The organism is Streptomyces sp. NPDC093111, from assembly GCF_040683955.1.
Lineage (GTDB): Bacteria > Actinomycetota > Actinomycetes > Streptomycetales > Streptomycetaceae > Streptomyces.
The window spans coordinates 216,511-228,739 of record NZ_JBFBNW010000002.1 but is presented as its reverse complement, the minus strand read 5'-3'; the positions used below and the strand labels follow the sequence as shown (position 1 = coordinate 228,739).

The following is a 12,229-nucleotide window of genomic DNA, read 5'->3' as shown; positions in this document are numbered from 1 at the left end:
CATGTCCCTCGACCACCGGCTCTCCGAAGAGCACGAGCAACTCCGCCGCACTGTCGAGGAGTTCGCCCACGACGTCGTCGCCCCGAAGATCGGCGACCTCTACGAGCGTCACGAGTTCCCCTACGAGATCGTCCGCGAGATGGGCCGCATGGGCCTGTTCGGGCTGCCCTTCCCCGAGGAGTACGGCGGGATGGGCGGCGACTACCTGGCGCTGGGCATCGCCCTGGAGGAGCTCGCCCGGGTGGACTCCTCGGTGGCGATCACCCTGGAGGCGGGCGTCTCGCTGGGCGCGATGCCGGTCTTCCGTTTCGGCACCGAGGAGCAGAAGCGGGAGTGGCTGCCGAAGCTGTGCTCCGGCGAGGTGCTCGGCGCGTTCGGCCTGACCGAGCCGGGCGCCGGCTCGGACGCGGGCGGCACGCGCACGACGGCCGTCCGGGACGGCGACGACTGGGTCATCAACGGCTCGAAGTGCTTCATCACCAACTCCGGTACGGACATCACGGGTCTGGTCACGGTCACCGCGGTGACCGGCCGGAAGGCGGACGGCCGCCCGCTGATCTCCTCGATCATCGTGCCCTCGGGCACGCCCGGCTTCACGGTCGCGGCGCCGTACTCGAAGGTCGGCTGGAACTCCTCGGACACCCGTGAGCTGTCCTTCCAGGACGTGCGGGTGCCGGCGGCGAACCTGCTGGGCGAGGAGGGCCGCGGCTACGCGCAGTTCCTGCGCATCCTGGACGAGGGCCGGGTGGCGATCTCGGCGCTGGCGACGGGTCTGGCGCAGGGCTGTGTCGACGAGTCGGTGAAGTACGCGAAGGAACGTCACGCCTTCGGCCGCCCGATCGGCGACAACCAGGCCATCCAGTTCAAGATCGCCGACATGGAGATGCGGGCGCACATGGCCCGGGTCGGCTGGCGGGACGCGGCCTCCCGGCTGGTCCTGGGCGAGCCGTTCAAGAAGGAGGCGGCGCTGGCGAAGCTGTACTCCTCGACGGTCGCGGTGGACAACGCGCGCGAGGCGACCCAGATCCACGGCGGCTACGGCTTCATGAACGAGTACCCGGTGGCGCGGATGTGGCGCGACTCGAAGATCCTGGAGATCGGCGAGGGCACCAGCGAGGTCCAGCGCATGCTGATCGCGCGGGAGTTGGGCCTGTCCGGCTGACCCGGGCCCGCATTCCCGAAGCCCGTCGTCCCCATGCGGGGCGGCGGGCTTCTTCGTGCGCCCGGGGCTCCTGCGGGCCCCCTGCGGGCCCCCTCCGGACCCGCGTACGCCCCTGACCCCACCCCTGTTGATCCTGATGAGGTTAGGCTAACCTACCTTCGACTAGCCCAGGCCGACCCCGGCTCGTACCGAAAGCGACTTCGCCATGCCCAGCACCGCCCGAGCCACCTTCCTCACCCGCCGGGGCCTCCTCGCCGCCGGCGGCGCCCTCGGGCTCGTCGCCACCCTCACCGCCTGCGGCGGCGGCGACGGCAAGGCCGGCGACGCGCCCGCCAAGGCCGCCGAGAAGGCCGGCCCGTGGAAGTTCACCGACGACCGCGGCACCGTCGTCGAGGCGAAGACCACCCCGAAGAACATCGTGGCCTTCACCGGAACGGCCGCCGCCCTCAAGGACTTCGGCGTCGAGGTCAAGGGCGTCTTCGGCCCGACCACCGTCAAGGACCCGAAGACCGGCGCCGTGACGGCCGACGTCCAGGCCGGCGACCTGGACATCAACAAGGTCGAGGTCATCGGCAACGTCTGGGGCGAGTTCAAGATCGAGGAGTACCTCAAGCTCCAGCCCGAGCTCCTCGTCACGGACATGTGGGAGAAGAACGACCTCTGGTACGTGCCGGCGGAGCAGAAGGACAAGATCACCAAGATCGCGCCGAGCGTCGCCCTGTGGGCCGCCGACCAGTCCATGCCGGCCGTCATCCAGCGCCACGCCGACCTCGCCGCCTCGCTCGGCGCCGACGTGAACACCCCGCAGATCAAGGCCGACAAGGCCCGCTTCGAGGCCGCCGCCGAGCGCGTCCGCAAGGCCGCCCAGAGCAAGAAGGACATCAAGGTCCTCATCGGCTCCGGCGCCCCGGACCTCTTCTACGCCTCCACCCCGGCCCGCCCGACCGACACGCTCTTCTTCAAGGAGCTCGGCGTCAACATCGTGACGCCCACCAAGCTGGACCAGGCCGGCTGGTTCGAGGGTCTGAGCTGGGAGAACGCCGACAAGTACAAGGCGGACATCATCATGCTCGACAACCGCACCTCGGCGCTCCAGCCCGAGGCCCTGAAGGCGAAGCCCACCTGGGCGGCGCTGCCCGCCGTCAAGGCCGGCCAGGTCATCCCCCGCGTGACCGAGCCGATCTACTCGTACGCCAAGTGCGCCCCGCTCCTGGAGGACCTGGCCAAGGCCCTCGAGAACGCCAAGAAGGTGTCCTGACCCATGACGAACGCCGAGACCGCCCCGTTCCAGTTCTTCAGCCTCCAGGTCGACCGGACGCGGCGGCTCGGCCCGACCCTGGTCCGCGTCACCTTCACCGGTGAGGACCTGAAGGGCTTCGCCGCCGGGGGCCGCGACCAGTCGCTCTCCCTCTTCCTGCCGCACCCGGGACAGCCCGCCCCCGTCCTGCCGCCGCTGGACCAGCCGGACATGTACGCGATCCTGGGCGCCTGGCGGGCCATGCCCGACGACGAGCGGGCCGTGATGCGCTCGTACACCGTCCGCGAGCAGCGGCACTCCCCCGTGCCCGAGGTGGACATCGACTTCGCGGTGCACGAGGACGGCGGCCCCGCCTGCCGCTGGGCCCAGCACGCCCGGCCCGGCGACCGGGTGGTCGTGCTCGGCCCGGCGGTCGCGGAGAACACCGGGGTGCGCTTCCGGCTCCCGGAGGACGCCGACTCCGTGCTGATCTGGGGCGACGAGACGGCCCTGCCGGCCGCCTCCGCGATCCTGGAGTGGCTGCCGGCCGAGACCCGCGCCCACGTCTACCTCGAAGTCCCGTACTCCGGCGACCGGATGGAGCTGCCGACCCAGGCCGACGCCACCATCACCTGGCTGGTGCGGGAGGAGGGCGCGCCGTCCGCCGTCGAGGCCGTCGCGGGCGCCGAACTCCCGGGCGAGGCACCGTACGTCTGGATCGCGGGCGAGTCCGGCGCGGTGAAGGCGCTGCGCCGGCACTTCGTGCGCGAGCGCGGTCTCGACCGGCGCCGGGTCACCTTCGTCGGCTACTGGCGCAAGGGCCTCTCGGAGGACGCCCTGCGCGAGGTGCCGGACGAGACGACCCAGGACGCTTCCCAGGACGCTTCCCAGGACGCGCAGGCGGTCGCCTAGCGCGGACCTGCGGACCCGCGGACCCACGCACCCTCGGACCCGCGGACCCTCAGACCCCCCACAGGGCCGACGGCCCCTCAACCCTTCCGGGTTGGGGGGCCGTTGTTGTGCATGGAGATTAGGTTAGGCTAACCTTACTGAGCCTTGACCGACCGCGTCCCCCACACCCGGAAGGGCCCCCACATGCGTTCCCACCTGCTCAACGACACGACGGCGGAGTCGTACCGACGCTCCGTCACCGAAGGAGTGGAGCGGGTGGCGAGGAAACTCGCCACGACGCGCGGCCCGTTCACCGGGGTCACGCCCGCCGAACTCGCCCCCGTCGTCGACGCCGTGGACCTCGACCGGCCGCTCGGTGACGCCTCCGCCGCCCTCGACGAGCTGGAGGACGTCTACCTGCGCGACGCGGTCTACTTCCACCACCCGCGCTACCTGGGGCACCTCAACTGCCCGGTGGTCATCCCCGCCGTCCTCGGCGAGGCCGTCCTCTCCGCCGTCAACTCCTCCCTCGACACCTGGGACCAGAGCGCCGGCGGCACCCTGATCGAACGCAGGCTGATCGACTGGACCACCGGCCGGATCGGCCTCGGCCCCTCCGCCGACGGCGTGTTCACCAGCGGCGGCACCCAGTCCAACCTCCAGGCGCTGCTGCTCGCCCGCGAGGAGGCGAAGACGCCTGGCGGCTCGTCCGCCCCCGCCGACCTGGCGAAACTGCGCATCTTCTCCTCCGAGTGCAGCCACTTCAGCGTCCAGAAGTCGGCCACCCTCCTCGGCCTCGGCGCCGACGCCGTCATCTCCATCCCGGTCGACCGCGACAAGCGCATGCAGTCCGTCGTCCTCGCCGCCGAGCTGGAGGCGTGCCGCGCCGAGGGCCTGGTCCCGATGGCGATCGTCGCCACCGCCGGCACCACCGACTTCGGCTCCATCGACCCGCTGCCCGAGGTCGCCGCCCTGGCCGCCGAGTACGGCGCCTGGATGCACGTCGACGCCGCCTACGGCTGCGGACTGCTCGCCTCGCGCACCCGCCGGGACCTCCTGGACGGCATCGAGCTGGCCGACTCGGTCACCGTCGACTTCCACAAGTCCTTCTTCCAGCCGGTCAGTTCCTCGGCCCTGCTGGTCCGCGACGGCGCCACCCTGCGCCACGCGACCTACCACGCCGACTACCTGAACCCGCGCCGCGCCGTCACCGAGCTGATCCCCAACCAGGTCGACAAGTCCCTCCAGACCACCCGCCGCTTCGACGCGCTCAAGCTGTGGATGACCCTGCGCGTCATGGGCGCCGACGGTGTCGGCGAGCTCTTCGACGAGGTCTGCGACCTGGCCCGGGCCGGCTTCGAGCTGCTCGCCGCCGACCCCCGCTACGACGTGGTCGTCGAGCCGCAGCTGTCGACCCTCGTCTACCGCTACATCCCCGAGGCCGTCACCTCGCCGACCGAGATCGACCGCGCCAACCTCTACGCCCGCAAGGCCCTGTTCGCCTCCGGCGAGGCCGTGGTCGCGGGCACCAAGGTCGACGGGCGCCAGTACCTGAAGTTCACCCTGCTCAACCCCGAGACGACCGTGGCCGACATCGCCGCCGTCCTCGACCTGATAGCCGGCCACGCCGAGCAGTACCTGGGAGAGAACCTTGTCCACGCCTGAGACCCACGACTTCATCGGCATCGGGCTCGGTCCGTTCAACCTGGGCCTCGCCTGCCTGACCGAGCCGATCGCCGAACTGAACGGCGTCTTCCTGGAGTCCAAGCCGGACTTCGAGTGGCACTCGGGGATGTTCCTCGAAGGCGCCCACCTCCAGACCCCGTTCATGTCGGACCTGGTCACGATGGCCGACCCGACCTCCCCGTACTCCTTCCTGAACTACCTGAAGGAGAAGGGCCGGCTCTACTCCTTCTACATCCGCGAGAACTTCTATCCGCTGCGGACGGAGTACAACGACTACTGCCGCTGGGCCGCCGGGAAGCTCTCCAGCGTCCGCTTCTCCACCACCGTCACGGCCGTCGCCTTCGACGAGGCGGCCGAGGAGTACGTGGTGACCACCGAGGCCGGAGAAACGTTCCGCTCGCGGCGGCTCGTGCTCGGCACCGGCACCCCGCCGCACATCCCCGAGTCCTGCGCGGACCTCGGCGGCGACTTCCTCCACAACTCGCGCTACCTCCCCCACAAGGAGGCGCTCCAGAAGAAGAAGTCGATCACCCTGGTCGGCAGCGGCCAGAGCGCCGCCGAGATCTACTACGACCTGCTCTCGGAGATCGACGTCCACGGTTACCGCCTGAACTGGGTGACCCGCTCCCCGCGCTTCTTCCCGCTGGAGTACACCAAGCTCACCCTGGAGATGACCTCCCCCGAGTACGTGGACTACTTCCACGCGCTCCCCGAGGCGACCCGCTCCCGCCTGGAGACCGCGCAGAAGGGCCTGTTCAAGGGCATCGACGGCGAACTGGTCGACGCGATCTTCGACCTGCTCTACCAGAAGAACCTGGCCGGCCCGGTCCCCACCCGCCTGCTCACCAACTCCGCGCTGCTCTCCGCCGCGTACGACGAGACCGCCGGCAGCTACACGCTCGGCTTCCGCCAGGAGGAGCAGGAGAAGGACTTCACCGTCGAGACCGAGGGCCTGATCCTCGCGACCGGCTACAAGTACGCCGTCCCCGCCTTCCTGGAGCCGGTCCACGACCGCCTCCGCTGGGACTCCCAGGGCCGCTTCGACGTGGCCCGCAACTACTCGATCGACACGACGGGCCACGGCGTCTTCCTCCAGAACGCCGCCGTGCACGCCCACTCCGTCACCTCGCCCGACCTGGGCATGGGCGCGTACCGCAACGCGTTCATCATCGGCGAGATGCTGGGTGCCGAGTACTACCCCGTCGAGAAGACCATCGCTTTCCAGGAGTTCGCGGTTTGACCTGCCCCGGGCCCCGCGGGGCCCGGGATTCCCGCCATCACCGGCTGGGATTTCTGTTTCGTCGACCGCAGCCCGCCCGGAGAGTTCCGTTGAGGTCTTCCACCGTCTCCACAGACTGTCACCGCCAGTCCGGCGGCCAGGATATTGCGTGCCGCGTTCACGTCCCGGTCCAGGACCAGGCCGCACACGGGGTCGTCACACCGAAAGGTGCGTTCGTTCAGGGCGAGGTGCGCTTTCACCGAACCGCAGGCCGAGCAGGTCTTGCTGCTCGGATGCCATCGGTCGACAACGACGAGCACGCGCCCGTACCACTGGCACTTGTACTCCAGCAGAGCGCGGAGCTCGGCCCAGGACGCATCGAAGACGGCCCGCGCGAGCGAGTGATTCCGCGACATGTTCCGTACGGCCAGATCCTCGATCACGATCGTTTGGTTGTCACGAACGAGTCGGGTGGTGAGTCGGTGCAGGAAGTCACGCCTCCGATCGGCGATCCGGGCATGCACCCGTGCGACACGACGACGTGCCTTGGCACGGTTCTTCGACCCCTCGGCCTTCTTGGCGAGCCGGCGCTGAACCTTGGCCAGCCGGTCCCGGTCCCTCTCCCCATGCCTCGGGTTGGGCACCTTGCCCTGGGCGTCGGTCAGCCCCGGGACGGGGTGCGTCAGGGTGAGAAGCGAGGAGATTCCCAGATCGATGCCGACCGCCGTTCCCACGGCGGGCAGCGCCCTCACCGAGGCATCCTCACAGAGCAACGACACGAACCAGCGACCGGCTCCGTCCTGGGAAACGGTCACCGTGGAGGGCTCCGCCCCGGCAGGCAGGGGACGCGACCAGACGATGTCCAGCGGCTCGGCCATCTTCGCCAACGACAGCCGGCCGTCGCGGTACACGAACGCCGAGCGGGTGTACTCGGCGGAGGCCCGCGACCTCTTCCTCGACTTGAACCGCGGGTGCTTCGACCGCTTGGCGAAGAAGCCGGTGAACGCGGCCTGCAAGTGGCGCAACGCCTGTTGCAACGGAACGCAGGACACCTCTCGGAGGTACGCGTACTCCTCGGTGCGCTTCCACCGCGTCAGCAGGGCGGAGGTGTCTCCATACGTCAGTCGCCGCTGCTCATCACCCCACACGCGGGCGCGTTCCGCCAGGCCGAGGTTGTAGACCTTCCGGACGCAACCGAAGGTGCGCGAGAGCTGCGCAGCCTGCTCGTCGGTCGGCCGGAAGCGGTACTTGAACGCCCGCTTCACCACCCCCTGTGCCATGTGTCCCAGGCTGACTCCCCAGCCCGCCCGACTTCAAGCCTCGGACACCATGGGACGCATGTGCGACACGATCCCCGTGGCGCATGTCCGCCCCTTGGCTCCCTGCCCTCACCCAGGCCCGAACCCCGCCTGCCCTCGAAGGAAGATCGCATGTCCCGCACGAACACGTCCCCGGATGACGTCCGCATACGCCCGCTCGACCCGCTCAAGGACGCGGAGCTGATCCATCCCTGGGTCACCCATCCCAAGGCCGCCTTCTGGATGATGCAGGACGCGAAGCTCCAGGACGTCGAGCGCGCCTACATGGAGATCGCCGCCCACTCGCACCACGACGCCTTCATCGGCCTCGTGGACGGCGCGCCCGCCTTCCTCATGGAGCGCTACGACCCGGCGGAGGCCGAGCTGGTCGGGCTCTACGAGGCGCAGCCCGGTGACGTCGGCATGCACTTCCTCGTCGCGCCCACCGACACCCCCGTGCACGGCTTCACCCGCCTGGTGATCACCGCCGTCATGCGCGAGCTGTTCGCCGACCCGGCGACCGCCCGCGTGGTCGTCGAGCCGGACGTGCGCAACACGGCCGTGCACGCGCTCAACGCCGCCGTCGGGTTCGTTCCGGAGCGGGAGATTCAGAAGCCCGAGAAGGCGGCGCTGCTCAGCTTCTGCACCCGCGCCCAGTTCGAGGCCGCCACGGCCGCCACGGGAGCCACCGCATGAGCACCTTCACCGACCCCGTCGCCCACCTCACCCCCGAGCGCTGGGCCGACGCCAACCGGGCCCTGATCCGCAAGGGCCTCGCCGAGTTCGCCCACGAGCGGCTGCTCGACCCGCAGGAGCTGGGCGAGGGCCGCTACCGGGTGCTCAGCGACGACGGGCGCACCGAGTACCGCTTCACCGCCGACCGCTTCGCGCTCGACCACTGGCAGATCTACCCGGACTCGCTCAGCTGCCACCGGGCCAGCGAGCAGCTCCCGCTCGACGCGCTGCGGTTCATCACCGAGCTGCGCGGCTCCCTCGGCCTGAGCGACGAGATCCTGCCGGTCTACCTGGAGGAGATCTCCTCCACCCTGGCCGGCACGGCGTACAAGTCGACCAAGCCGCGCGTGACGGCCTCGGAGCTGGCCCGCTCCGGCTTCCAGGCGATCGAGACCGGGATGACCGAGGGTCACCCCTGCTTCGTCGCCAACAACGGGCGGCTCGGCTTCGGCGTGGACGAGTACCGCGCGTACGCCCCCGAGGCGGCGGCCCCGATCCACCTGGTGTGGCTGGCCGCCCACCGCGACCGCACCACGTTCACCGCGGGCGCGGGCATCGACTACGACTCCTTCGTCCGGGCCGAGCTCGGCGACCGGGCCGTCGACGCCTTCGCCGCCACCCTCGCGGCCCGCGGCCTGGACCTCGCCGACTACCTCCTGATGCCGGTGCACCCCTGGCAGTGGTGGAACAAGCTGTCCGTCACCTTCGCCGCCGAAGTCGCCCAGCAGCGCCTCGTGTACCTCGGCGAGGGCGACGACGCCTACCTGGCCCAGCAGTCCATCCGCACCTTCTTCAACAGCTCCGACCCGGCCAAGCACTACGTGAAGACGGCCCTGTCGGTCCTCAACATGGGCTTCATGCGCGGCCTCTCCGCCGCCTACATGGAGGCCACCCCGGCCATCAACGACTGGCTGGCCGGCCTCATCGAGTCCGACTCGGTCCTGAAGGCCGCCCGCTTCTCGATCATCCGCGAGCGCGCGGCGGTCGGCTACCGGCACCTGGAGTACGAGGCGGCCACCGACCGCTACTCGCCCTACCGCAAGATGCTCGCCGCGCTGTGGCGCGAGTCCCCGGTGCCGACCCTGGCCGAGGGCGAGCGCCTGGCGACCATGGCCTCGCTCCTCCACGTCGACCACGCGGGCGCGTCCTTCGCGGGCGCCCTGGTCAAGGAGTCGGGCCTCACCCCGGCCGACTGGCTGCGCGGCTACCTCGACGCGTACCTCCTCCCGGTCCTGCACTGCTTCTACGCGTACGACCTGGTCTACATGCCGCACGGCGAGAACGTGATCCTCGTCCTCGACGAGCGGGGCGCGGTCTCCCGCGCGATCTTCAAGGACATCGCCGAGGAGATCTGCGTCATGGACCCGGACGCGGTCCTGCCGCCGGCCGTGGAGCGCGTGCGCGCGGAGGTCCCCGAGGACATGAAGCTCCTCTCGGTCTTCACCGACGTCTTCGACTGCTTCTTCCGCTTCCTCGGCGCCACGCTGGCCGCCGAGGGCACGGTGCCGGAGGACGAGTTCTGGCGCGCGGTCGCCGACTGCGTGAAGCGCTACCAGGCCGCCAACCCGGCGCTCGCGGACCGCTTCGCCCAGTACGACGCGTTCGCGGAGACCTTCGCCCTCTCCGCCCTCAATCGCCTCCAGCTGCGCAACAACCGCCAGATGGTCGACCTGGCGGACCCGTCGGCGGCCCTCCAGCTGGTCGGGGACCTGGTGAACCCGATCGCGCGGTTCGCCTGACCTTCCCCTGAACCGATGTGGCCCCGCCGGAGTACGGTCCTCCGGCGGGGCCACATCCGTCACGTCACGCGTCGCCCCTGCGGGGCGCGTTCCCGGTGGTCATCTTCGGCGGGTCACTCAGCCGCCCACGGCACCTGCGGCGAGCGGTAGTAGTCGATGCCGAGGGCGGTCAGGCGGGGGCCCTGCTGGGCGAGCCGGAGTCTGTACGTGGCCCAGTCGTGGGTGGTGGCCGGGGACCAGCCGAGTTCGGCGATGCCGGGCAGGCGGGGGAAGGCCATGCGGTCGATGTGGACGCTCTGGGAGATCGTCTCGGTCCACAGCGGGGCCTCGACGCCCGCTACGGCGGTCGCGGGCAGGCCGGGCAGGAGGGTGGCCGGGTCCCAGTCGTAGGACCGCTGGGCCTCCACGTAGCCGGCCCAGGACAGGCCGAGTTCGGTGTCCTTGGTGTACTTCATGTCGAGGTAGGCGCGGTCGGCGGGCGACAGGATGATGCCGGTGCCGGCCCGCGCAGCAGCCGCGACCTGTTCCTTCTCCGCCGCCGAGCTGCGGTCCAGGCCCCAGTACTGGGCGAGGGCGCCCTCGGCGGGCCGGGCGCCGGTCAGCTGGTGCCAGCCGATGACGGTCTTGCCGTACTTGGCGACGATCGGCTGGACCCGGTCCATGAAGGCGACGTAGTCGGCGTGGCTGGTGGAGTGCGCCTCGTCGCCGCCGATGTGGAGGTAGCGGCCCGGGGTGAGCGCGGCGAGCTCGCGGATGACGTCGTCGACGAAGTCGTACGTGATCTCCTTCGGCACGCACAGGGAGCTGAAGCCGACGGCGGTGCCGGTGTAGAGGGGCGGGGCGACGCCGTCGCAGTTGAGTTCGGCGTAGGAGGCGAGGGCCGCGTTGGTGTGGCCGGGGAGGTCGATCTCGGGGACGACCTCCTGGTAGCGGGAGGCGGCGTAGCGGACGATCTCGCGGTAGTCGTCCTTGGTGTAGAAGCCGCCGGGGCCGCCGCCGACCTGGGTGGAGCCGCCGTAGGTGGCGAGGCGGGGCCAGGAGTCGATCGCGATGCGCCAGCCCTGGTCGTCGCTGAGGTGCAGGTGGAGTTTGTTGATCTTGTAGAGGGCGAGCTGGTCGATGTAGCGCTTGACCTGGTCGACGGTGAAGAAGTGGCGGGAGACGTCGAGCATGGCGCCCCGGTAGGCGTAGCGCGGGGTGTCGGTGACGGTGCCGCCGGCGATCCGCCAGGGGCCGGGCTGGACGGTCCGCTTCTCGACGGCGGCGGGGAGCTGCTGGCGGAGGGTCTGGACGGCGCGGAAGAGCCCGGCGGGGCGGTACGCGGTGAGGGTGACGCCGGTGCGGCCGGAGCGCAGCTCGTAGCCCTCCTCGCCGAGCGCGGTGGCGCCCGGGGAGAGGCGGAGCAGGATGCCGCCGCGGGCCTCGTCGGCGTCGACGACGGGCAGCGGGTAGCCGGTGGAGGGGCGGAGCAGGTCGGCGAGGTAGCGGCCGATGTCGCGGGTCGCGCGGCCGTCGGTGTCGCCTGTGCCGTCGGCGTCCACGCGGACGGCGGTGGCGCGGGTGAGGGTGTACGGGGCTCCGCCGGGGGTGACGGAGGCGGGCGCGGGCACGATCGCGCCGAGCGGGCGTAACGCCTCGGCGCGCGGGGCTCCGGTCGCGCCGGTGGCTCCGGTCAGGCCGAGCCCGGCGAGGCCGGCGGCGAGGAGGAGTGATCCGAGGAGTCGCGGAAACGTGCGGCGCTGTCTCACGGGCGGGTCCCTTTCGACGGGGGGTTCGATGAGGGCGTGCGGTGAGCGATGCGTGTCCGAACAGTCACCATGCGTACCCCGACACCTCAGGAGCGGTCAAGGTGTAGACCAATTAGCCCATCTGGAGGCGTGATCATGACGCCCGCTGCCCGATATCGGGCAGGATTCTTGCATTGCCCCTCGGGTACCCCTCAGTATTCACGGGTGCTCGAACGCCGCCCGTCGCACGACGACCTCATCGACCATCTGGTCCGCAGCACCGCGCTCCAGCGCGGTGAGGCCGCCCGGGTGGTGCTCGACGTGCTCGCGTACTTCGACGAGTCGACCGAGGACTTCGTCCGGCGCCGCCACCGCGAGCTGCAGTCCGGCGGTTCCGTCAACGCCGAGATCTTCGAGCGGATCGCGGGCGAACTCCCGCACCGCGCGGTGGCGCCCCCGGAGCTCTCCCTCCGGCAGCTGCGCCGCATCGTCTACGGCTGAGTCGGCCGAGCACCCCCACTGACCTTGGAGGATC

At 70.5% G+C, this 12,229-nt stretch carries 10 protein-coding genes; 8 read left to right on the top strand and 2 right to left on the bottom strand.

Annotation, left to right across the window (positions count from 1 at the left end):
- Position 1: 1 nt before the first annotated feature.
- From AB0Q96_RS03530 to AB0Q96_RS03510, 5 genes are all read left to right on the top strand, one after another.
- Entirely contained in the window at positions 2-1,162 is a 1,161-nt protein-coding gene (locus AB0Q96_RS03530) for an acyl-CoA dehydrogenase family protein (protein ID WP_361162892.1), read from the top strand.
- A gap of 205 nt (positions 1,163-1,367) precedes the next feature.
- Positions 1,368-2,420 carry an ABC transporter substrate-binding protein gene (locus AB0Q96_RS03525; protein WP_365321353.1) on the top strand — a complete coding sequence of 351 codons (1,053 nt, stop codon included), beginning with the start codon at positions 1,368-1,370 and terminating at the stop codon, positions 2,418-2,420.
- A 3-nt stretch (positions 2,421-2,423) separates the two neighbouring features.
- Positions 2,424-3,311: a siderophore-interacting protein gene (locus AB0Q96_RS03520; RefSeq protein WP_365321352.1), complete on the top strand. Its 888-nt coding sequence runs from the start codon at positions 2,424-2,426 to the stop codon at positions 3,309-3,311.
- 183 nt (positions 3,312-3,494) lie between these two features.
- Positions 3,495-4,955 (top strand): aspartate aminotransferase family protein, encoded by a 1,461-nt coding sequence (locus AB0Q96_RS03515; protein WP_365321351.1) that lies wholly within the window; start codon positions 3,495-3,497, stop codon positions 4,953-4,955.
- Positions 4,942-6,216 (top strand): lysine N(6)-hydroxylase/L-ornithine N(5)-oxygenase family protein, encoded by a 1,275-nt coding sequence (locus AB0Q96_RS03510; RefSeq protein WP_365321350.1) that lies wholly within the window; start codon positions 4,942-4,944, stop codon positions 6,214-6,216. The genes AB0Q96_RS03515 and AB0Q96_RS03510 overlap by 14 nt, the downstream gene beginning before the upstream one ends.
- Here the strand turns inward: AB0Q96_RS03510 and AB0Q96_RS03505 are convergent.
- Positions 6,171-7,475 carry an RNA-guided endonuclease TnpB family protein gene (locus tag AB0Q96_RS03505; protein ID WP_365321349.1) on the bottom strand — a complete coding sequence of 435 codons (1,305 nt, stop codon included), beginning with the start codon at positions 7,473-7,475 and terminating at the stop codon, positions 6,171-6,173. The two genes, AB0Q96_RS03510 and AB0Q96_RS03505, sit on opposite strands and share 46 nt — an antisense overlap.
- 150 nt (positions 7,476-7,625) lie before the next feature.
- On the opposite strand from AB0Q96_RS03505, the gene AB0Q96_RS03500 reads away from it, so the two are divergent.
- Positions 7,626-8,189, top strand: coding sequence for a GNAT family N-acetyltransferase (locus AB0Q96_RS03500; protein ID WP_365321348.1), 564 nt, complete (start codon positions 7,626-7,628; stop codon positions 8,187-8,189).
- Positions 8,186-9,967 carry an IucA/IucC family siderophore biosynthesis protein gene (locus tag AB0Q96_RS03495; protein ID WP_365321347.1) on the top strand — a complete coding sequence of 594 codons (1,782 nt, stop codon included), beginning with the start codon at positions 8,186-8,188 and terminating at the stop codon, positions 9,965-9,967. Before AB0Q96_RS03500 ends, AB0Q96_RS03495 begins: the two co-directional genes overlap by 4 nt.
- A 113-nt stretch (positions 9,968-10,080) precedes the next feature.
- On the opposite strand, the gene AB0Q96_RS03490 is transcribed toward AB0Q96_RS03495, so the two are convergent.
- Complete coding sequence (locus AB0Q96_RS03490; RefSeq protein ID WP_365321346.1) at positions 10,081-11,715, bottom strand: beta-N-acetylhexosaminidase; 1,635 nt, start codon at positions 11,713-11,715, stop codon at positions 10,081-10,083.
- Between the two features lie 204 nt (positions 11,716-11,919).
- On the opposite strand from AB0Q96_RS03490, the gene AB0Q96_RS03485 reads away from it, so the two are divergent.
- Positions 11,920-12,195 (top strand): hypothetical protein, encoded by a 276-nt coding sequence (locus tag AB0Q96_RS03485; RefSeq protein WP_351662955.1) that lies wholly within the window; start codon positions 11,920-11,922, stop codon positions 12,193-12,195.
- The last annotated feature ends 34 nt before the right edge of the window (positions 12,196-12,229 follow it).